This is a genomic window from Paracoccus limosus (assembly GCF_009711185.1).
GTDB classification, from domain to species: domain Bacteria; phylum Pseudomonadota; class Alphaproteobacteria; order Rhodobacterales; family Rhodobacteraceae; genus Paracoccus; species Paracoccus limosus.
The window spans coordinates 37,539-59,193 of the sequence record NZ_WMIF01000015.1 but is presented as its reverse complement, the minus strand read 5'-3'; the positions used below and the strand labels follow the sequence as shown (position 1 = coordinate 59,193).

Here is a 21,655-nt window from a genome sequence, read left to right as displayed (position 1 = left end):
AGATTGCAACACCTGTCCTCGGCAGGCGGATCTAGCCTGATCCTTGGGGATGCCAGGGGAGGAGCGCATGACCACCGAAGTCGCGGCCGGCACGGCCGGGCAAGGAATGCTTGGACGCAAGGCGCCGGGGGTGGGATGATGGCGCACAGACCGGACCCATCCGCCGCCCCCAGTCATCCAGACGGAGCCGCCATGCCCGCGACCGATCCCGACGCCCCGCTGCCACCCCTTAGCCTGACCGTGCCAGAACCAGAGGTGCGGCCCGGCGGTCAGCCCGATTTCTCGCATGTGGTGATCCCGCGCGCCGGCACCGTGCGCCGCCCCGAGGTCGATGCCGATCCCGAGGCGATCCGCGATCTGGCCTTCACCATCATCCGCGTCCTGAACCGCGAGGGCGAGGCCGTGGGCCCCTGGGCCGAGGCGCTGGACCAGACGCCCGAGGATCTGCTGACCGGCCTGCGCCACATGATGACCCTGCGCATCTACGACGCGCGGATGCTGAACGCACAGCGCCAGCAAAAGACCAGCTTCTATATGCAGCATCTGGGCGAAGAGGCGATTTCCTGCGGCTTTCAGCGCGCACTGGCGCCGGGCGACATGAACTTTCCGACCTATCGTCAGGCGGGGCTGCTGATCGCGGCGGGTTATCCGGTCAGCCTGATGATGAATCAGGTCTTCGGCAACGCCGAGGACCCGATGCGCGGCCGCCAGCTGCCGGTGATGTATTCCTCGAAAGAGCATGGTTTCTTTACCATCTCGGGCAATCTGGCCACGCAATATATTCAGGCGGTGGGCTGGGCCATGGCCTCGGCCATTTCGGGCGACCGCAGGATCGCGGCAGCCTGGATCGGCGACGGCTCGACGGCGGAAAGCGATTTTCACGCCGCGCTGGTCTTTGCCTCGACCTACAAGGCGCCGGTGGTGCTGAACGTGGTGAACAACCAATGGGCCATCTCGACCTTTCAGGGCATTGCGCGCGGCGGCTCGGGGACGTTCGCGGCGCGGGGGCTGGGCTTTGGCATCCCCTCGCTGCGGGTGGATGGCAACGACTATCTGGCGGTGATGGCGGTGGCACGGTGGGCGGCGGAACGCGCCCGGCGCAACCTTGGCCCGACGATGATCGAATATGTCACCTATCGCGCCGGCGGCCATTCCACCTCGGACGACCCTTCGGCCTATCGCCCGGCCGAGGAAAGCAACGCCTGGCCGCTCGGCGATCCGATCCTGCGGCTGAAAAACCACCTGATCGCGCTTGGCGTCTGGTCGGACGAACGCCACGCCCAGACCGAGGCCGAGATCCTTGCCACCATCACCGCCGAGCAAAAGCGCGCCGAGGCCATCGGCACCCTGCATCACGGCCAGCACCCCAGCCACGCCGACATGTTCCGCGATGTCTATGCCGAAATGCCGCCGCATCTGCTGAAGCAACGTCACGAGGCGGGGTTCTGACATGGCACGCATGACGATGATCGAGGCGATCCGCGACGCGCTGGACGTGGCCATGGGACAAGACCCCGGCGTGGTCGTCTTTGGCGAGGATGTGGGCTATTTCGGTGGCGTGTTCCGCTGCACCGCCGGCCTGCAGGCGAAATACGGCAAGACCCGCTGTTTCGACACGCCGATCAACGAATCCGGCATCGTCGGTGCCGGCATCGGCATGGCGGCTTACGGGTTGAAGCCGGTGGTGGAAATCCAGTTCGCCGATTACGTCTATCCCGCCTATGACCAGATCGTGTCCGAGGCGGCGCGGCTGCGCTATCGCTCGGCCGGGCAGTTCACCTGCCCGATGGTGATCCGCATGCCCACCGGCGGTGGCATCTTTGGCGGCCAGACCCACAGCCAGTCGCCCGAGGCGCTGTTCACCCATGTCACCGGGCTGAAGACCGTGGTGCCCTCGAACCCGCAGGACGCCAAGGGCTTGCTGCTGTCGGCCATCGCCGACCCCGATCCGGTGATCTTTCTGGAGCCGAAGCGGCTTTATAACGGCCCCTTCGACGGCCATCACGACCGGCCGGTCGCGCCATGGAAGACGCATGAGCTGGCCGAGGTGCCCGAGGGCGTCCATACCGTGCCGCTGGGTCGGGCGGCGCTGCGCCGGGCCGGGCAGGCGGTGACGGTCCTGACCTATGGCACCATGGTCCATGTCGCGCTGGCCGCCACCGCCGAGTCGGGCGTCGATGCCGAGGTGATCGACCTGCGCACCCTGCTGCCCTTGGACATGGAAACCATCGTGACCTCGGTCCGCAAGACCGGCCGCTGCATGGTGCTGCACGAGGCGACGCTGACCTCGGGCTTTGGCGCGGAGCTGGCGGCCTTGGTGCAGGCGGAATGTTTCTGGCATCTTGAGGCACCGATCCGCCGCGTCACCGGCTGGGACACGCCCTATCCGCATACGCATGAATGGAGCTATTTCCCCGGCCCCGCACGGGTGGCCGAGGCTTTGCGTCAACTGGTCGAGGTGGACTGAGATGGGACTCCACGCAATCCGAATGCCCGACATCGGCGAAGGCATTGCCGAGGCCGAGATCGCCGAATGGCTGGTGCAGCCCGGCGACGTGCTGCGCGAGGACGATCCGATGGTCGCGGTGATGACCGACAAGGCAACGGTGGAAATCCCCTCTCCCGTCACCGGCACCGTGGTCTGGCAGGCCGGCACGCCCGGCACGATGATCGCCGTCGGGGCCGAGCTGATCCGCCTGCAGGTGGACGGCGCCGGCAATGTCGCGGGCGAGGCACCCGTTGTCGGGGCAGAGGTCGGGGCGCAGGCCGACGAGCCGCGCCCGCCCCAGCCCGAGCCGCGCCCGGACCCCGCCCCCAGACCGGAACCGCGCCCCGAACCGCCCCGGCCTGCCCCCCACACCGCCCCCCCAACCGCGAACGCCAGCCCCCTGCGCCCCGAGGGGCAGAAGCCCACCGCCGCGCCCTCGGTCCGCGCCCGCGCCCGCGAGGCGGGGGTGGATCTGCGGCTGGTGCGCGGCTCGGGTCCGGCGGGGCGCATCTCGCATCAGGATCTGGACGCCTTCATCGCCAGCGGCGGCCTGCCCGCGCCCAGCGGTCCGCGCCCCGATGACAGGATCGAGGAAATCCCCGTCATCGGCCTGCGCCGCCGCATTGCCGAGCGCATGGAGGCGGCAAACCGGGTGCCGCAGATCACCATTGTCGAGGAGTTGGACGCCACCGCGCTTGAGGATCTGCGCACGCGGATGAACGCCCGGCTGCAAGGCGGTGCAGCGGGGCTGCGTCTGAATCCCCTGCCCTTCATCGCCCGCGCCATCATCCGCGCCGTGCAGGACCAGCCGATGCTGAACGCGCATTACGATGCCGCCGCTGGGCTGATCCGCCGCTTTGGCGCCGTGCATCTGGGCATTGCCGCACAGACGCCGCAGGGGCTGATGGTGCCGGTGGTGCGCCATGCCGAGGCGCTGGACCTGCGCGGCCTTGCCGCCGAAATCGCCCGACTGGGCGCCGCCGCCAAAGACGGTCAGGCCCGGCGCGACGAGCTGTCGGGTTCGACCATCACCATCACCTCGCTGGGGCCTTTGGGGGCGATCGCCACCACGCCGATCCTGAACGTGCCCGAGGTGGCGATCGTCGGCGTCAACCGGCTGGCGGTGCGGCCTTTCTGGAACGGCACCGCCTTTGAGCCGCGCAAGATGATGAACCTGTCGTGCAGCTTCGATCACCGGGTGGTCGACGGCTGGGATGCCGCCGTCTTCGTCGCGCGGCTGAAAGAGCTGCTGGAGACCCCGGCGCTGATCTTCGTGGAGGGCTGAGATGCGCGAGATCCAATGCAGGCTATTGGTGATCGGCGCCGGCCCCGGCGGCTATGTCTGCGCGATCCGCGCGGGGCAGCTGGGCGTCGACACCGTGCTGGTCGATGCCGCCCGCCCCGGCGGCACCTGCCTGAACACCGGCTGTATCCCGTCCAAGGCGCTGATCCATGCCGCCGAGGAATATCATCGGATTGTCGGCCTTTCCTCGAATCCTTCGATGGGGATCGGCGCGTTTGGCGCCCGGCTGGATCTGGCCGCGACCATGGCATGGAAAGACGGCATCGTCAGCCGCCTGACCGGCGGCATCGCCGGCCTTTTGCGCAAGGCGCGGATCCGGCTGATCACGGGCGAGGCACGGCTGACCGATGGCAAGACCGCCGAGATCACCACGCCCGAGGGCCCGGTGCGCATCCGCACCGAGGTGCTGGTGATCGCCACCGGCTCGGAGCCGGTCGAGCTGCCGACCCTGCCCTTTGGCGGCAAGGTGATTTCTTCGACCGGGGCGCTGGCCCTGACCGAGGTGCCCGAGCGGCTGGCCGTGGTCGGCGGCGGCTATATCGGGCTGGAGCTGGGCACCGCCTATGCCAAGCTGGGATCGCAGGTCACGGTGATCGAGGCCGGGCCGCGCATCCTGCCGCAATATGACGCCGAACTGACGCGGCCGATGGCGCAGCGGCTGGCAGCGCTGGGGGTGCGGGTGCTGACCGGGGCGCGGGCCGGCGGCCTGTCCGAAACCGGCGCGCTGCGCGTGGCCGGGGTCGATGGCGCCGAGGACATTGCCGCCGACAAGGTGCTCGTCACGGTTGGCCGACGCCCGCGCGCCACCGGCGCGGGGATCGAGGGCCTGCAACTGGCCATGGCCGGCCCTTTCATCGCGGTGGACGAGCGCTGCCGCACGTCAATGAGCGGCGTCCATGCCATCGGCGATGTCACCGGCGAGCCGATGCTGGCGCATCGTGCCATGGCGCAGGGCGAGATGGTGGCCGAGATCGTCGCCGGCACCCGCCGCAGCTGGGACCGGCGCGCGATCCCGGCGGTCTGCTTTACCGATCCCGAGATCGTCAGCCTTGGCCTTGCGCCCGACGAGGCCCGTGCGCAGGGCATCGAGGTAATGACCGGGATCTTTTCCTTTGCCGCCAATGGCCGGGCGATGACCGCCGCCGATGACAGCGGCTTTGTCCGCGTCACCGCGCGCAGCGATACCCATGAGGTGCTGGGCATTCAGGCCGTGGGTCCGGGCATCGCCGAGATGGCCGGCGGATTTGCCTTGGCGCTGGAGATGGGGGCGCGGCTGGAGGATATCACCGGCACCATGCACGCCCATCCGACCCGGGGCGAGGCACTGCACGAGGCCTGTCTGCGGGCACTGGGGCAGGCGCTGCATGTCTGAGGGCGGCCGGGGGCTCTGCCCCCGACGTTTTCCATGCCCTCGACGGGCGCGGAAAACGTTCCCCCGGGATATTTGACCACGAAAGAAGCCGTCAGGCCGCGCCAAGCCGGATGCGGTGGCGGTCGATGAGCAGATCGCGGGTCAGGGCCAGTTCCTGCTGTTCGCGGGTGCTGTCCCAGCCGAGCGCGCGGGCGCAGAGGGCAGCGATGCTGGCAAGGTCGCGGGTCGAAAGCTGGCCGGTGACGGCGATGGCGCTGCGGCGCATGACGACATCGGCGAGATGGCCGACCTGTTCATGGCGGACCATCCAGTCGAATTCCTGCAGGCTGTAATCGGGCGCGTCCTGCAGCATGGTGGGGGTCGCGCCTTCATGGGCGAGGATGGCATGGGCGGTGCTGCCATAGCGGTCGAGAAGCCGGGCCGCGCGCGACGGTCGGGCGCCGGTGGCGCGAGCGGTTTGGTCGATCCAGTGCTGACGCGCGGTGCCCTCCGTGGGGCAGTCGCGGCCACCGCCGATCGGCAGGCCTTGGGTCGAGACGCGGCGTGGGTGGCCAAGGCGGGCCAGCACCGTATCGGCGACCTCCTCGGAAAAGCCGCGGAAGGTGGTCCATTTGCCGCCGACCAGCGAGATGATCGGCCAGCGACGCTGGCCCTCGGGTTCGGCGACCGGGGCCGAGTGATCGCGGCTGATCAGGCCGGGGGCCACGCCTTCGGAATTCGGCAGCGGGCGGATGCCGGCATAGGCATAGACGATCTGGCTGCGGTCGAATTGCAGCCCCGGCAGCAGGCCGGCCAGCGCCGCCATGAAATAGTCGATCTCGGCCTCGGTGCAGGTGACGCTGTCGGGATCGTCGGCGCGGATGTCGGTCGAGCCGACCAGCGCGCGGCCGAGATAGTCGAAGACCAGACAGATGCGGCCGTCATCGGCCTCGAAATAGATCATCCGGCCGTTCAGGGCCGCCAGAAGCTCGGGGTGGTCCAGCAGGATATGCGAGCCCTTGGTGCCGCCGATCAGTTTCGAGGCAAGGCCAAACTGGGCGTTGATGCGGTCGATCCACGGACCGCCGGCATTGACGATCAGGCGCGGGCGCAGGGGCAGCGCGCCATCCGGTGTGCCGAGGGTCACCTGCGTGCCATCGCTGCCGGCGATGGCGGTGTGGTTCAGCGCCCGGCTGGCCGGGTTGGCGCGCAGCCCGTCAGCGATCAGTTCCCAGACCAGCCGTTCGGGCTGGGTGACGGTGGCGTCGTAATATTGCCCGGCAGCAACGATGCGCGGGGTCAGCGGCGGGATTTCCTGCAGCGCGCGCCGGCGCGACCACAGCTGATGGCGCGGCATGACCCGGTGGCGGCGGCCGTAGAAATCATACATGGCAAGGCCGATCTTCATCAGCACCGCGCCCCGGCTGCGCGGCGCCGTGGTCGAGCCCATCAGCGTGCGCAGCGCGGCGGGGATCCCCTTGAGCCACGAGAAAATCGGGATCACGGTGGGCAGCGGCCGCACCAGATGTGGGGCGTTTTTCAGCAGCAGGTTGCGTTCCAGCGTCGATTGCGCGACCAGTCCCAGCTCGCCCGTTTCCAGATATTTGATGCCGCCATGGATCAGCCGCGAAGGGGCGGCCGAGGTGCCGCCGCCGAAATCGCCCTTGTCCGAGATGATACAGGTGACGCCCTGTTCGCAAAGGTCGCGAAACAGGCCCGCGCCATTGATGCCGGCGCCAAGGATCAGCACGTCGATGTCTTGCGGGGATGCGGCGCTCATGCGGTTCCTTTCGCCAGCGCCTCGATCCGCGGCCAGATCGGAGCGAGCGCACGGCCCAGTTCGGTAAAGACGTCAAAGCGCGCGGCCAGTGCCGCCGCCCGGTCGGGATCGGGGGAATAGGTGGTGACAAGCGCCGCCATGTCGCGCGGATCGGCGCGCGGATCGTCATAAAGCCCGACCGCCGCGCCGGCACAAAGCGCCGCGCCCCAGGCCGCGGCCTCATCCGTGGCGCTGACTGACACCGGCATCGCCAGCGCATCGGCAAAGAGCTGCGCAAACAGCGGGCTGCGCGAGATGCCGCCCGTCAGCCGCGCGGCCTGCGGGGCAAAGCCGTCGCGCAGGGCATCGACATGGATGCGGTGGTTGAAGGCGATGCCCTCGATCACCGCGCGCAGCATGTCGCCGCGATCCTGCCAGCCGCGCAGGCCAAAGAATCCGGCGCTGGCCTCGGCGCCCATGGGCGAGCCGAACAGGAACGGATGGAACAGCGCGGTCGAGGGGCGGGCCATCGCGGCCTCGATCTCGGGGATGATCTCGGCGTGAAAGGCGCGGCCGGCCGCCTCGGCCTCGCGGCGTTCGGCGCCGCAGAGCGTGTCTAGGAACCAGTCGTAATTGGCGGCAGAGGCTGGCGAAATCGCCATGTTGTTCCATTCGCCCAAGGCCAGCCCGTTGCGGCAGAACCAGCGTTCATCGACGCGCGGCGCCTCTGAGACGGTTTCGTTGATCGAATAGGTGCCGGCGACGATGGCGACGGTGCCGGCGCGATGCCCGCCCGCGCCAAGCGCCGAGGCGGTCACGTCATGCAACCCGGCGGCGACCGGCGTGCCGGCGATCAGCCCGGTCAGGGCGGCGGCCTCGGGCGTGACATGGCCTGCGATGCCGGCCGGCGCCAGCACCGGCGGCAGGGCACCCGAAAGCGCCCCCAGACCGAACAGGTCGGGGATGTCGGGCGCATAGCCTTGGGTTGCGACATCGGTGAACGAGGTGCTGGCCTCGGTCAGGTCGGTGGCGATGCGGCCGGTCAGGCAAAAGCGCAGCCAGTCCTTGCAGGCCAGCACATGGGCGATGCGGGCAAAACGGTCGGGCTGATGATCGCGCAGATGCGCGAGCAGCGCCGAAGGGGCCGAGGCATGCGGCATCTGCCCGGTGCGCATAAGCGCGCGGCGGGCGGTGCCATCGGTCTGCCATGCGGCCACGGTCGCTGCGGCGCGACTGTCGAGCGACAGGATGCCATGGCCCAGCGGGCGGCGGGCGGCGTCCAGCAGATAGACGCCATCGCCATGCGCCGTGGCGGCGACGGCGGCGATTTCCGACGCCGGGCGGCCACAGGCGGCGACCGCCTCGGCAATGGCGGCGGCGGTCTGGGTCCAAAGCACATCCATGTCGCGTTCGACATGATGCGGGGCGGGCATGATCTGGGGCACCCGGCGGCGCGCCAGCGCCAGCACCCGGCCGGTTTCGTCAAAGACGACCGCCTTGGTGACCGTCAGGCCATTGTCGACGCCAAGAAGCAGGGGCATGGGTTTCCTCGTCGTGCCCGGACGGGGCCGGGCCGGTCATCGGGGTGGTCCCGCGCCCCGGGGGGGAGGCAGGCGCGGGACCAATGAGGCGCGAGGGGGGCCCGCGCCACCATGGTGGTCTTATTGTTCCAGCACGAAGGGCGCCGTGTATTTGTCGGCGTTCGACTGGTCGATCAGCATGCAGTCGAACAGCTGCTTTTCGGTATCCACGCCGGTCTTGCCGGTCTTGATCACCGAATCCGCCTGCTTGACCGCCGCCGCCGAGAACACGGCAACCGGCTGCAGCACGGTATATTGCAGTTCACCCGCCTTCACTGCCGCGACCGCATCGGGCGAGCCGTCAAAGCCGCCGACCTTGACGGCGTTCAGCTTGCCCGCCTCTTTCAGCGCGGCGATCGCCCCCAGCGCCATCTCGTCGTTGCCCGAGATCACGCCGTTGATGTCGGGATTGGCCTGCAGCAGCGACTGCATCTTCTGGTAACCCTTGGTGCGGTCCCAGTCGGCGACTTCCTGACCCACCTTTTCCAGATCCGGGTATTGGCTCAGCACGGTCTCATAGCCGTTCGAGCGGGTCTGGGCGTTGTTGTCCGAAGGGGCGCCGAACAGTTCGACATATTTGCCCTTGTCGCCGACCGCCTCGACCCAGGCCTGCGCGCCAAGCGCGGCGCCCTGGGCGTTGTTCGACACCAGCTGCGCCTTGGCCAGACCTTCCTGGTTGATCTCGGCATTGACGAGGATCACCGGAATGCCGGCATCGACCGCCTTTTGCACAGCACCGACCGAGCCATCGGCATTGGCCGGGTCAAGGATGATCGCAACCGACTTGTTGGTGATCGCGGTGTCGATCAGGGTGCTTTCGGCGTTGGTGTCGCCACGGTGGGCGCCGACATTGGCGGTATATCCCATCTCCTCGGCGGTCTTCTTGGCGACCTCGCCTTCGGTGAACCAATAGGGGTTCGCCGGGTCGTTGACGATGATCGAGATCAGCCCTTCGGCCGAGGCGGCGGCGGCCATCAGCGGCAGCGACGCAGCGGCGGCCAGCAGCGCGCGACGGGTCAGTTTGAACATTGGTCTCACTCCCTTGGGTTAATTCACTGCCCGAAGGCAGGCTTTCGCCGGGCGGCCGTTCCGCCCCGGCGCAAAGGTCTGCGCGTCAGCTCTTGCGGCCACCGCGCCCGTATTGGATCGAGTTCATCAGCACCGCGAGGACGATCACCGCGCCGGTGAACACCGTCTGCCAGTAGGACGACACCCCGATGATGACGAGGCCCGCCGACAGAAAGCCGATGACAAAGGCGCCCAGCATGGTGCCGCGCACCGTGCCGCGCCCGCCGGTCAGCGCCGCGCCGCCGATGACGACCGCCGCGATGGCCGTCAGCTCATAGGTGGTGCCGGCAGTGGGCCCGGCCGAGGTCAGCTGCGAGCTGAGCACCAGCCCGGCAATCGCCGCCAGCGCGCCCGAGATCGTGTAAACGGTGATCTTGACCCGGCGCGTCGGCACGCCCGACAGCTCGGCTGCACGCTCATTGCCGCCCGAGGCGTAAAGCCAGCGGCCAAAGGCCGAACGCGACAGCATCAGCCCGGCCAAGATGGCGATGGTCGCCAGCACGATGACCGAGATTGGAACTCCCGCGATGCGGTTGAAGCCCAGCCAGTTGAAGCCGGTATTGCCCAACTCGGGCGCGCCGCGCAGGTTGTTGTAGGTCAGGCCGTTGGTCATCAGCAGCGCAACACCACGCGCGACATACATCACCCCCAGCGTGGCGACAAAGGGCGGCACTTTGAAGACCGAGATCAGCACCCCGTTCAGCGCGCCCACTGCCCCGCCAACGGCGATGGTCAGCACCACCACGGCCCAGACCGGCGGGTAAAGGATGACCCCTGCCCAGTCCAGCTCGACCCCTTGCATCATCGCGCCTGCGACGACGCCGCACAGTGCCAGGATCGAGCCCACAGACAGATCGATCCCGCCGTTCAGGATCACCAGAAGCATACCGATGGACAGGATGCCGTAGATCGCCACCTGCGAGGACATGATCAGGAAGTTCGACAGGGTGAAATAGTTCGGTGACAGGAACGAAAAGACCGCGATGATGGCGATCAGGGCGAAAAAGGCGCGGCCTTCCAGCAGGATGCGGCCGATGCTGAAATTGGACTTGCGGGCCGGATGCGCCGGGGCGGTGGTTGCGGACATGGGTTTTCCTCCCTCACATGATCCGTCAGGCGGCCACGGACTCGCCCGAGGCGGCCATGATCTTTTCTTTGGTGACGGTGGAATCGAATTCGGCCGAGATGCGGCCCTTGTGCATGACGATGATCCGATGCGCGATGGACAGGCCTTCGCTGACTTCGGATGTGGTATAGATGACGGCCAGCCCGCTTTCGGCGCCCTTGGCGAGCAGCTTGAACACCTCGGCCTTGGCGCCGATGTCGATGCCGCGCGAGGGTTCGTCCAGCATGATGACGCGGGGGTTGGTGGCCAGCATCTTGCCGATCACCACCTTCTGCTGGTTGCCGCCCGAGAGCGAGCCGATGGCGGCATGGCCGCCGGCGGTCTTGACGGTGACGGTCTTGATCGAATGTTCGATCAGCTGCCGCTCGGCCCGGCGGCTGGTGAAGAGCCCGCGCGTAAAGCTGCTGATCGAGGCCAGCGACAGGTTCTGCCCCACGCTCATCGTCTGGACCAGACCGTCGCGCTGCCGGTCCTCGGGGACCAGCGCCAGACCGCGCGAGATACGCTCGGCAATCGACAGATGCGAGATTTCGCGCCCCTCCAGCACGATCTCGCCGCCCGAGGCGGTCAGACGTCCGGCGCAGGTCTCCAGAAGCTCGGTGCGGCCGGCGCCCATCAGGCCATAGATGCAGACGATCTCGCCCGCGCGCACATCCAGAGACAGCTTGTCCACCAGATCAAAGCCCGCCGGATCGGGCACCGACAGGTTGCGGACCGACAGCGCCACCTCGCCAAAGGTGGTGGCGGGCGGCGCGCCCAGATCGTAGTTTTCGCCGACCATATTGCGCACGATCCATTCCAGATCGATCTCGGCGCGCGGCGCATAGGCGGTCATGGTGCCGTCGCGCAGCACCACGGCATGATCGGTGATTGTCAGCGCCTCTTCCAGATGGTGCGAGATATAGACGATGGAAACGCCCTTGGCGGTCAGGTCGCGGATGACCTTGAACAGCACCTCGACTTCACTTGCCGACAGCGCGCTGGTCGGCTCGTCCATGATCAGGATGCGGCTGTCCACGGACAGGGCGCGGGCGATCTCGACGATCTGCTGCTGGCCCAGACGCAATTCCTCGACCGGGGTCAGCGGATCGATGTCCTCTTCCAGTTCCTCCATCAGGCGGCGGACCTGACGCTCTTCTTCGGCAAAGTTCACACCGGTCGGGCCCATGATCTCGCGGCCCATGAAGATATTGTCGCGCACCGATAGGTTCGGCGCGAGGCTGAGTTCCTGATGGATGATCGAGATGCCGCGGTCGCGCGCCTCATTGGCGCTGCCGAAGGCGACGGGCTGGCCGTCCAGCACGATCTCTCCGGTGGTGGGCTGGATGACGCCCGACAGGATCTTCATCAGCGTGGACTTGCCGGCGCCGTTCTCGCCGAACAGCGTCGTGACCTGACCGCGATGAATGTCGAAATTCACGCCTTTCAGCGCATGGACATTGCCATAGGATTTGGCGACCTGGCGTGCCGCCAGCACCACCTCGCCCTTGGTAAAGGGGGCGCGGCTCATTTCACCACCACCTCGACCGGGGTGATCAGCCAGTTCTTGGGGTTGATCAGGCGGAAGGCGCCGGTGACCTCGACGGTCTTGCCGGTCAGGTTGGCAGCGTCGATCTTGTCCAGCACGGCGGCCTTCATGGCGCGGTTGATGCCAGCGCCGGCGTTCTGATATTCGATCTGGTTCTTGAAGCCGCCAAAGGCAATGTCGCCGGGCGCATCGCGCAGGTCGGTGCCGTTGATCGCCGGGCCGGTCTGCACGCGGACATTCACGCCATCCGGCATGCCGGCGACGGTCAGCGGATAGATCCCGGCCTTGGCCTCACCCGCCACGCCCGTTACCCGCACCGACATGATCGCGCCGGTGGTCGAGGGCGCGCCGTATTTGGCGATGGCCGCATCCTTGTCGGCAGCAATCGCGGCCGCCAGTTCCGGCGCCGCGCCGGCCTTGGCCTTGATCGCCTCGGCGATGCGGGGGAATTCCTTCTGGCCGTAAGCGTCGGGGGAAAAGGCCTGCTGGCGCACATCCGCCTCGGACCCGATGTGGACGACGCGGGTATCCAGCGCGATGCCGGCCACCACGGCGGCGACGGCGGCAAGAGCGATGATCAGACCACGGCGCGAGGGCGCCGGCGCCTTCGGGGCCGGTGTCTTCGGGGTGGTGGACTTCGGGACGGCGCCGGCGGGGGCAGTGCTCTGGACCATGTTCGGGCCTCGGTTCTTATGGGTGGGGCTGGGACCGGCGGGCGGCCGGCCAGTCGGATCGGCGAATCAGCACAGGCCGGGGCGGCGCATTCTGCCGCGCCCCTTGGCCGCGCACAGGCGATCCTGGGAAATTCCGTGCATTTTCCGGCCCCTCCTCTGGCTGGTCATGCGGCCGGGCAGGCGATCAGCCCGGCGTCCTCCTCGTCATCTGGCGCGATCCGGGTGCGGCCCGAATCCCGTCGTTACGGCAAAGGTAGCTGAAATTTTTTTCTGTGTCTGCAAAAAAAATCATTCCCGCGCCGGTGAGTCTGCGCTATGAAACAGACCGAGGAATTGGCCATGCCCACCGGGGATGGCATGCCGCCCGGCCGCATGGCCGGCGGCCGAGGAGGAGAGCCATGCGCCAGCACGCAAGCGATCCGGGCAGCAGGTCGCACCATGTCCGGGACTGACATCCTGATCGGCATTGACGCCGGGACATCGGTGATCAAGGCCGTGGCCTTTGATCTGGCCGGGCGGCAACTGGCCGCCGCTGCGGTCGCCAACCGCTATCACATGGGCCGCGACGGCGCGGCCACCCAATCCCTGCCCCAGACTTGGGCCGATTGCGCCGCCGCGCTGCGGGGCTTGGGCGAAAAGGTGCCGCATCTGGCGGCGCGCACCGCCGCGCTGTCGGTCACGGCGCAGGGCGACGGAACCTGGCTCGTGGGCCGCGACGGGCCGGTGGGCGATGCCTGGCTGTGGCTGGACGCGCGCGCCGCGCCCACGGTGCAGGCGCTGGCAGGCCATCCGCAGAACCGCGCCCGGTTCGAGGCGACGGGCACCGGGCTTAACACCTGCCAGCAGGGCAGCCAGATGGCGCATATGGATGCGCATTTCCCCGAGCTTCTGGACGGGGCCGAGGTGGCGCTGCATTGCAAGGACTGGCTGTATCTGAACCTGACCGGGGTGCGCGCCACCGACCCGTCCGAGGCGAGCTTTACCTTTGGCAATTTCCGCGACCGGCAGTATGACCCGCTGGTGATCGAGGCGCTGGGGCTGGGTCACCGCCGCAACCTCTTGCCGCAGATCGTCGATGGCACCCGCCAGACCTCTCCGCTGACCCCCGAGGCGGCAGCCGCGACCGGGCTGCGCGCTGGCACGCCGGTCAGTCTGGGCTATGTGGACATGGTGATGACCGCGCTTGGCGCCGGGGTTTATGGCGGGCAGGCGGCGGGCGATATCGCCTGCTCCACCGTCGGCTCGACCGGGGTGCATCTGCGCGCCGTGCGGGCCGAGGACGTGCATCTGAACGCGCAGGGCACCGGCTATGTCATCTGCCTGCCGGTCCCGGGCATCGTGACGCAGGTGCAGACCAATATGGCCGCGACCCTGAACCTTGACTGGATTCTGGGCGTGGCGGCTGATCTTTTGTCCGACATGGGCCAACCGGTGACGCATCGCGATCTGGTGGCGCGCATCGACGGCTGGCTGGCGCAATCCCGCCCCGGCCAGATCGTTTACCACCCCTATATCTCGGACGCGGGCGAACGCGGGCCGTTTGTGAACGCCGATGCGCGGGCGGGCTTTGTCGGCCTGTCGGCGGGGCATCGCTATCCCGATCTGGTGCGCGCCGTGGCCGAAGGTCTGGGCATGGCGATGCGCGATTGCTACGCCGCCATGGGACCCCTGCCCGGCGAATTGCGCCTGACCGGGGGGGCTGCGCGTTCCGGCGCGCTGCGCGCCATCCTGTCGGCGGCGCTGAACGCGCCGGTGCGCGTCTCGGCCCGCGATGAGGCGGGGGCCGCGGGCGCCGCGATGATGGCCGCCGTCGCCATCGGCGCCTATCCCGACATGGATGCCTGCATTGCCGAATGGGTCACGCCGCTGCTGGGCGCGGCCGAGCCGCCCGAACCCGGCCTGGTCGCCGCATATGACCGGCTTTTCCCCGCATTTTCCGCCGCAAGGCAGGCCCTGCCGCCGGCATGGGACGCGCTGGCACAGGCCCGCGCCCCGAAAGGAGATTGAGATGACCAAGGATCAGGACATGATCGACCTTTTCGTGATCGGCGGCGGCATCAACGGTGCCGGTGTCGCCCGCGATGCTGCCGGGCGCGGCCTGAAGGTCGTGCTGTGCGAAAAGGACGATCTGGCGCAGGGCACGTCCTCGCGCTCGGGCAAACTGGTGCATGGCGGGCTGCGTTATCTGGAATATTACGAATTCCGGCTGGTGCGCGAGGCGCTGATCGAACGCGAGGTGCTGTTGAACGCCGCGCCGCATATCATCTGGCCGATGCGCTTCGTGCTGCCGCATTCGCCGCAGGACCGCCCGGCATGGCTGGTGCGGCTGGGGCTGTTTCTTTACGACCATCTGGGCGGGCGCAAGAAACTGCCCGGCACCCGCACGCTGGATCTGCGCCGCGACCCCGAGGGCGCGCCGCTTCTGGACCAATACGTCAAGGGTTTCGAATACAGCGATTGCTGGGTCGATGACGCCCGCCTTGTGGTGCTGAACGCGCTGGACGCTGCCGAGCGCGGCGCCGAGGTATTGACGCGCAGCCCCTGCATCTCGGCCCGGCGCGAGAATGGCGCATGGACCGTCGAGACCCGCAACGAGATCACCGGCGAAATCCGCAGCTTCCGCGCCCGCTGCATCGTCAATTGCGCGGGGCCATGGGTCAGCGACGTGATCGGTCGCGTGGCCGGCTCGCACTCCAGCCGCAACGTCCGGCTGGTCAAGGGCAGCCATATCATCGTGCCGAAATGGTGGGCGGGATCGAACGCCTATCTGGTGCAGAACCACGACAAGCGCGTGATCTTCATCAACCCCTATGAGGGCGACAAGGCGCTGATCGGCACCACCGACATTGCCTATCAGGGCCGGGCCGAGGATGTGACGGCGGACGAGACCGAGATCGACTATCTGCTGGCCGCCGTGAACCGCTATTTCAAGGAAAAGCTGCGGCGCGAGGACGTGCTGCATTCCTTCTCGGGGGTCAGGCCGCTGTTTGACGACGGCAAGGGCAACCCCTCGGCGGTGACGCGGGACTATGTCTTTGATCTGGACCAGACGGGCGGCGCGCCGCTGCTGAACGTGTTCGGCGGCAAGATCACCACCTTCCGCGAACTCGCGGAACGCGGCATGCACCGCCTGCGCGAGATCTTTCCGGCCATGGGCCCGGACTGGACCGAAACCGCCCCCCTGCCCGGCGGCGACATGGCCAATGCCGATTACGAAAGCTTTGCCGAGCTGCTGCGCGAACTGCATCCGTGGATGCCGCGCCCGCTGGTGCAGCATTACGGTCGGCTTTACGGCACCCGCACCCGCGACGTGGTGGCGGGCGCGCTGTCGCTGCAAGGCTTGGGCCGGCATTTCGGTGGCAATCTTTATGAGGCCGAGGTGCGCTATCTGGTCGCGCGCGAATGGGCGCTGCGCCCCGACGACATCCTGTATCGCCGCACCAAACATTACCTGCATCTGACCGAAGACCAGCGCCGCGAATTTGCCGAGTGGTTCGACCGCTCGGATCTGGCGCAAGCTGCCTGAGGACGCCATGGCCCTGACGCTTTCGCTGAACACCAATCCGCTGGTCAACCGCTTTGCCGACCCAGATGACCTGATCGACACTGTGGCGCGCGATCTGAAGATCCGCGACCTGCAACTGACGCATGAATTCATCAACCCAAGCTGGCCCGCCCCGGTGATCCGCTGCCTGACGCGCCAGATGTCTGCGGCACTGGCGCGGACCGGGGTGCGCGTCACCAGCGGCATGACCGGGCCCTATGGGCGGCTGAACCACTTCGGCCATCCCGACCGCGACGTCCGGCGCTATTACGTCGACTGGTTCAAGACCTTCGCCGATATCACCGCCGATCTGGGCGGGGTCTCGGTGGGCACGCAATTCGCGATCTTTACCTATCGCGATTTCGACGATGCCGCGCGGCGCGAAGAACTGATCCAGATCGCCATCGACTGCTGGGCCGAGGTGGCCGAGCATGCGAAATCGGCGGGCCTGAGCTATGTCTATTGGGAGCCGATGAGCGTGGGGCGCGAATTCGGCGAAACCATCGCCGCGACCATGGCGCTGCAAGATCGGCTGACGGCGGCGAAAATGGCGGTGCCGATGTGGATGATGGCCGATATCGACCATGGCGACGTGACCAGCCCCAACCCTGACGACACCAACCCCTACGCCTGGGCGCGCGCCGTACCGCGTGTCAGCCCGATCATCCACATCAAGCAGTCGATGATGGACAAATCCGGCCACAAGCCCTTTACCGCCGAGTTCAACGCCAAGGGCCGCATCCAGCCCGAACCGCTGCTGGCAGCCTTCGCCGAAGGTGGCGCCGTGGACAATGAGATCTGCCTTGAACTCAGCTTCAAGGAACGCGAGCCGAACGACCGTCAGGTCATCGCCCAGATCGCCGAAAGCGTGGCCTTCTGGGCGCCGCATATCGACACCGGCGCGGATAAGCTGAATATCTGAGGCGAAAGCCAAAGGATCAGCGCCATGAGCCGCAGCCCCATCGACCCCGAACAAAGCCTCGCCATCCGCGCGGCATGGCTGCATTACGCCGGCGGATTGACGCAGGCGGCGGTGGCGAAACGGCTGGGCGTGCCTTCAGTCAAGGCGCATCGGCTGATCGCCCGGGCGGTGGCCGATGGCGTGGTCAAGGTCGCCATCGACGGCGAGATCGTCGAATGCGCTGCGCTTGAGGACCAGCTTTGCGCCCGCTATGGCCTGAGCTATTGCGAGGTCGCCCCCGATCTGGCCGAGGACGACCTGCCGCTGCGCGCGCTGGGACTGGCGGGCGCGGCCTTTTTGCGCCGCGAGATCGAGCGCGGCGAGGATGCGGTGATCGGGCTGGGTCATGGCCGCACGCTGGCCTCGGCCGTGCAGCAGATGCCGCGCATCACCGCGAACGGCACGCGCTTCGTATCGCTGCTGGGCGGGTTCACCCGTGACTATGCCACCAACCCGCATGATGTGATGTATGCGCTGGCGCAGCGCACCGGGGCGCAATCCTATGTGCTGCCGGTGCCCTTCTTCACCAATTCCGACCGGGATCTGGCGGTGCTGCTGACGCAGCCGGGGGTGCGCGACCTGTTCGACATGGCCAATGGCGCGACGCTGAAATTCGCCGGCATGGGCGCGGTCGATGCCAGCGCGCAGCTGGTCTCCTCGGGCATGATCGAGCCCCATGAGATCGCCGAGATCAATGCCGCCGGTGGCGTGGGCGAGATTCTGGGCCATTTCTTTGACAAGGATGGCCGCGTGCTGGAAACCGCGCTGAGCGCGCGCACGCTGTCGGTGGGGCTGGATGGCCCGCCCGGCAGCCGGATCGTGGCAATCGCCGGCGGGCCGGGCAAGGTCGCGGCGCTGAAAGCGGTGCTGAAAAGCGGCCGCCTGTCGGGCCTGATCACCGATGAGGTCTCGGCCAGGGCGATCCTGGCCGAAGAGTGACCCCGCCTAGGCCTGCGCCAGCGCCGGGTAATCGGTATAGCCCTGCGCGCCGCCGCCATAGAAGGTCGCGGGATTTGGGCTGGCATAGGGCCCGCCCGCCGCGATCCGCTGCGGCAGATCCGGATTCGAGATGAACAGCCGGCCAAAGGCGATGGCATCGGCGCGCCCCTCGCGCACCCAGTCGGCGGCCTCTTCGGGGGTAAACTCGCCATTGGCGATGAAGGGCCCGTCAAAGGCGCGGCGCATGTCGCCGACCAGATCGCCGATCCTGTCCTCGCGCCCGCTTTCGGGGCCGGTGTGGCTGTTGGGGCGGATCACATGCAGATAGGCCAGCCCCCGGCCCGACAGCGCGGCGGCGGCGGCGGTATAAAGCCCATGCGGATCGGCATCGAAACTGCCACCCGGGCCGCCGGTGGGCGACAGACGCACGCCGACGTGATCGGCGCCCCAGACGGCAGCCGCCGTCTCGATCGCCTCGACCAGCAGGCGGATGCGGTTTTCGACCGGGCCGCCATAGGCGTCCTCGCGCCGGTTCACCGACGAGCGCAGGAACTGGTCGATCAGATAGCCGTTGGCGCCATGCACCTCGACCCCGTCGAAACCGGCGCGCCGGGCGCATTCGCAGGCGTGGCGGTAATCGGCCAGCAGCCGGGGGATTTCATCCAGCCGCAGCGCCCGGGCCTCGGGGTGCGGGGCCAGCGGGCCATCGGCCAAGAGATCGCCGACAAAGGCCTCGCCCTGCGGCGTCCAGACGCTGGACGAGACCGGCGCGCCGCCGTTCTGGAACACGCCATGGCTGATCGCGCCGACATGCCAAAGCTGGCAGACGATCTTGCCGCCCTGCGCGTGGACGGCATCGGTCACCAGTTTCCAGCCGCGCACCTGATCTTCGGAAAAGATGCCGGGGGTCCAGGCATAGCCCTGCCCCTCGGGGCTGATCTGGGTGGCCTCGCTGACGATCAGCCCGGCGCCCGCGCGCTGCGCGTAATATTCGGCATTCAGCGCCGTGGGCATGTTTTCCTGCGCCGTGGCGCGCGAACGGGTCAGGGGCGCCATGACGATGCGGTTGCGGGCATGAATCCCGCCAAGGGTCAGGGCGTCGAAAAGCGCGGCGTTCCGGGTCATGTGATGTTCCGTGCTGGTGAGGGGTCGGGGCACAACCCTAGTCTGCGGGCGCGGGTTCCGCCAGCGCCGGGCAGCGGCCATGCCGTCACGGAAAGATGCAAACGGGGCGGGCCAAGGCCCGCCCCGATCAAGGCTGCCGGGTGTCGCGGGCCGCAGGGGCGCGACCCGCAGGTGCCGGATCAGCCGTTGTAGCGTTTCGCCATCGAGGCCAGCGGCAGCGGCCGCAGCTTGGAGGCATTGCCGGCGGTGCCGAAGGCCTCGAACCGGGCCTTGCAGATCTCGGTCATCATCGCCATTGCGGGCTTGAGGTATTTGCGCGGATCGAACTCGGCCGGCTCTTCCGAAAAGACCTTGCGGATCGCGGCGGTCATCGCCAGCCGGTTGTCGGTGTCGATATTGACCTTGCGCACGCCCGATTTGATGCCGCGCTGGATTTCCTCGACCGGCACACCCCAGGTCGGCTTGATGTCGCCGCCATAGTTGTTGATGATCTGCTGCAGATCATCGGGCACCGAGGACGAGCCATGCATCACCAGATGGGTGTTGGGCAGGCGGCGGTGAATTTCCTCGATCACATGCATGGCCAGGATGTCGCCATCGGGCTTGCGGGTGAATTTATAGGCGCCGTGGCTGGTGCCCATGGCGATGGCCAGCGCGTCGACATGGGTGTCATTGACGAAACGCACCGCCTCGTCGGGGTCGGTCAGCAGCTGGTCATGGCTCAGCTGTTCGGTGGCGCCATGGCCATCCTCTTGATCGCCCATGCCGGTTTCGAGGCTGCCCAGAACGCCCAGCTCGCCCTCGACCGAGACGCCGCAGGCATGGGCCATCTCGACCACCTTGGCAGTGATGTCGCGGTTATAGGCGTAATCGGCCGGGGTGGTGCCATCGGCCTTCAGCGAGCCGTCCATCATCACCGAGGTAAAGCCGTTCTGGATCGCGGTGGCGCAGGTCGCCAGACCGTTGCCATGGTCCAGATGCATACAGATCGGAATGTCGGGATAGGCGCGCGACAGACCCTCGATCAGACCGGCCAGAACCAGATCGTTGGCATAGGCACGCGCGCCACGGCTGGCCTGCAGAATCACCGGGCTGTTGGTGGCCACGGCCGCGGTCATCACCGACAGGCCCTGCTCCATGTTGTTGATGTTGAAGGCAGGGACCGCGTAACCATTCTCTGCCGCATGGTCGAGAAGCTGGCGCAGGGTAATCATAGCCATGAAATCTTATCCTTTTCTGGGCCCGGAAAGATAGTCGAGGACCGTTTCGACCTCGTCCTTAGCGCCGAAAACCAGCGGCGTCATGTCATGTAACGCTAACGGTTTGCGGTAACGGATCGGTTGCGTGCCGTCCGAGGCCAGCCCGCCGGCCTGCTCGATCAGAAAGGCGATGGGCACGCATTCATAGACCAGACGCAGCCGGCCGTTCTCATAGCCCTTGCGCGCGTCGGCGGGATAGATGAACAGCCCGCCCTTGAGCAGGATGCGGTGCAATTCGCCCACGGCGGCGGCCAGCCAGCGCATGTTGAAATCGCGCCCGCGCGGCCCGTCCTTGCCCGCGCGCAGATCGGCCACCCAGGCTTGCAGGCCGGGCGCCCAGTGCCGTTCGTTCGAGGCGTTATAGGCCATGGTCGAGGCCGTGGGTTTCAGCATGACGTTTTCGCGGGTGACGCGGAAGGCGCCGGCCTCGGCGTCCCAGGTGGCGATATGGGTGCCATCGCCCAGCGACCAGCCGAAATCGACCGAATGGCCGAAACTGGCATAGCCTGCCGCAACCACGGCGCGGCCGTCGCGCAAGAACCCCTCGGGCGCGGCGGGCAGGATGGAAAACAGCATGCCCAAAGGCGCGCCGATGCCGATGCTGCCCGAGCCGTCGATCGGGTCGATGGCCACGTCCCAGTCGCCGCCGGGGTTCAGGGTGATGACCTCTTCGGCCTCTTCGGACAGCACCTGCCGGACACCGGCGGCGCGCAGAACCTCGATCATGTGATCGTGGGCGGCGACATCCAGTGCCTTCTGCTTGTCGCCGCTGTCATTGGTGCCGACGATGGCCTCGGGGTCGCCATGCATCCGGCCAGCGGCAAGGCGCGCGGCCAGGGGCGGCTGGGCCTCGGCGACCGCCAGAACGATGGCGGCGGGGCCATCCCCCGTCAGCACGTCCGAAAGCAGGCGGCCCTGCGCCGGGCCATCATTGGGCAGCTTCAGCATCG

Annotated in this window: 17 protein-coding genes; 8 read left to right on the top strand and 9 right to left on the bottom strand. The window is 67.6% G+C overall.

Annotated elements, in window-relative coordinates:
- Window positions 1-192 precede the first annotated feature (192 nt).
- Genes GL279_RS11760 through lpdA form a run of 4 tightly spaced genes read left to right on the top strand, consistent with a single transcriptional unit; the run spans window position 193 to window position 5,163 of the window.
- Complete coding sequence (locus tag GL279_RS11760) at window positions 193-1,449, top strand: 3-methyl-2-oxobutanoate dehydrogenase (2-methylpropanoyl-transferring) subunit alpha (RefSeq protein ID WP_155064835.1); 1,257 nt, start codon at window positions 193-195, stop codon at window positions 1,447-1,449.
- 1 nt (window position 1,450) lies between these two features.
- Complete coding sequence (locus GL279_RS11755) at window positions 1,451-2,467, top strand: alpha-ketoacid dehydrogenase subunit beta (RefSeq protein ID WP_155064834.1); 1,017 nt, start codon at window positions 1,451-1,453, stop codon at window positions 2,465-2,467.
- A gap of 1 nt (window position 2,468) precedes the next feature.
- Window positions 2,469-3,773: a dihydrolipoamide acetyltransferase family protein gene (locus tag GL279_RS11750; protein WP_155064833.1), complete on the top strand. Its 1,305-nt coding sequence runs from the start codon at window positions 2,469-2,471 to the stop codon at window positions 3,771-3,773.
- A gap of 1 nt (window position 3,774) precedes the next feature.
- Window positions 3,775-5,163, top strand: a complete 1,389-nt coding sequence (lpdA, locus tag GL279_RS11745; protein WP_155064832.1) for a dihydrolipoyl dehydrogenase — start codon at window positions 3,775-3,777, stop codon at window positions 5,161-5,163.
- A gap of 91 nt (window positions 5,164-5,254) precedes the next feature.
- Here lpdA and GL279_RS11740 read toward each other — a convergent pair whose 3' ends face one another.
- The 6 genes from GL279_RS11740 to GL279_RS11715 form a co-directional block, all read right to left on the bottom strand.
- Entirely contained in the window at window positions 5,255-6,922 is a 1,668-nt protein-coding gene (locus GL279_RS11740; protein WP_155064831.1) for a glycerol-3-phosphate dehydrogenase/oxidase, read from the bottom strand.
- A complete protein-coding gene (locus GL279_RS11735; protein ID WP_155064830.1) occupies window positions 6,919-8,442 on the bottom strand; it encodes an FGGY-family carbohydrate kinase in 1,524 nt (507 codons plus the stop codon). The genes GL279_RS11740 and GL279_RS11735 overlap by 4 nt, the downstream gene beginning before the upstream one ends.
- A gap of 120 nt (window positions 8,443-8,562) precedes the next feature.
- On the bottom strand, window positions 8,563-9,510 hold the full coding sequence (locus GL279_RS11730; protein ID WP_155064829.1) for a D-ribose ABC transporter substrate-binding protein: 948 nt from the start codon (window positions 9,508-9,510) through the stop codon (window positions 8,563-8,565).
- Between the two features lie 85 nt (window positions 9,511-9,595).
- The gene (locus GL279_RS11725) at window positions 9,596-10,636 is read right to left on the bottom strand and encodes an ABC transporter permease (RefSeq protein WP_155064828.1); all 1,041 of its coding nucleotides are present in this window, start codon (window positions 10,634-10,636) and stop codon (window positions 9,596-9,598) included.
- 25 nt (window positions 10,637-10,661) lie between these two features.
- Window positions 10,662-12,185 carry a sugar ABC transporter ATP-binding protein gene (locus GL279_RS11720; RefSeq protein WP_155064827.1) on the bottom strand — a complete coding sequence of 508 codons (1,524 nt, stop codon included), beginning with the start codon at window positions 12,183-12,185 and terminating at the stop codon, window positions 10,662-10,664.
- Window positions 12,182-12,877, bottom strand: coding sequence for a DUF2291 family protein (locus GL279_RS11715; RefSeq protein WP_155064826.1), 696 nt, complete (start codon window positions 12,875-12,877; stop codon window positions 12,182-12,184). The genes GL279_RS11720 and GL279_RS11715 overlap by 4 nt, the downstream gene beginning before the upstream one ends.
- 438 nt (window positions 12,878-13,315) lie before the next feature.
- Between GL279_RS11715 and GL279_RS11710 the strand changes: the two genes are divergently transcribed.
- The 4 genes from GL279_RS11710 to GL279_RS11695 are packed head-to-tail and all read left to right on the top strand — an operon-like array spanning window position 13,316 to window position 18,321.
- The gene (locus GL279_RS11710; RefSeq protein ID WP_155064825.1) at window positions 13,316-14,884 is read left to right on the top strand and encodes an FGGY-family carbohydrate kinase; all 1,569 of its coding nucleotides are present in this window, start codon (window positions 13,316-13,318) and stop codon (window positions 14,882-14,884) included.
- A 1-nt stretch (window position 14,885) separates the two neighbouring features.
- Window positions 14,886-16,403, top strand: coding sequence for a glycerol-3-phosphate dehydrogenase (locus GL279_RS11705; protein ID WP_155064824.1), 1,518 nt, complete (start codon window positions 14,886-14,888; stop codon window positions 16,401-16,403).
- Window positions 16,404-16,410: 7 nt separating this feature from the next.
- Window positions 16,411-17,343, top strand: a complete 933-nt coding sequence (locus GL279_RS11700) for a sugar phosphate isomerase/epimerase family protein (RefSeq protein WP_155064823.1) — start codon at window positions 16,411-16,413, stop codon at window positions 17,341-17,343.
- 24 nt (window positions 17,344-17,367) lie between these two features.
- Window positions 17,368-18,321: a sugar-binding transcriptional regulator gene (locus GL279_RS11695; protein WP_155064822.1), complete on the top strand. Its 954-nt coding sequence runs from the start codon at window positions 17,368-17,370 to the stop codon at window positions 18,319-18,321.
- Between the two features lie 6 nt (window positions 18,322-18,327).
- Here GL279_RS11695 and GL279_RS11690 read toward each other — a convergent pair whose 3' ends face one another.
- The 3 genes from GL279_RS11690 to GL279_RS11680 form a co-directional block, all read right to left on the bottom strand.
- Complete coding sequence (locus GL279_RS11690; RefSeq protein WP_155064821.1) at window positions 18,328-19,446, bottom strand: alkene reductase; 1,119 nt, start codon at window positions 19,444-19,446, stop codon at window positions 18,328-18,330.
- A 179-nt stretch (window positions 19,447-19,625) separates the two neighbouring features.
- Window positions 19,626-20,666: a class II fructose-bisphosphate aldolase gene (fba, locus tag GL279_RS11685; protein ID WP_155064820.1), complete on the bottom strand. Its 1,041-nt coding sequence runs from the start codon at window positions 20,664-20,666 to the stop codon at window positions 19,626-19,628.
- A 6-nt stretch (window positions 20,667-20,672) separates the two neighbouring features.
- Window positions 20,673-21,653: a class 1 fructose-bisphosphatase gene (locus GL279_RS11680; protein ID WP_155064819.1), complete on the bottom strand. Its 981-nt coding sequence runs from the start codon at window positions 21,651-21,653 to the stop codon at window positions 20,673-20,675.
- Between the last annotated feature and the right edge of the window lie 2 nt (window positions 21,654-21,655).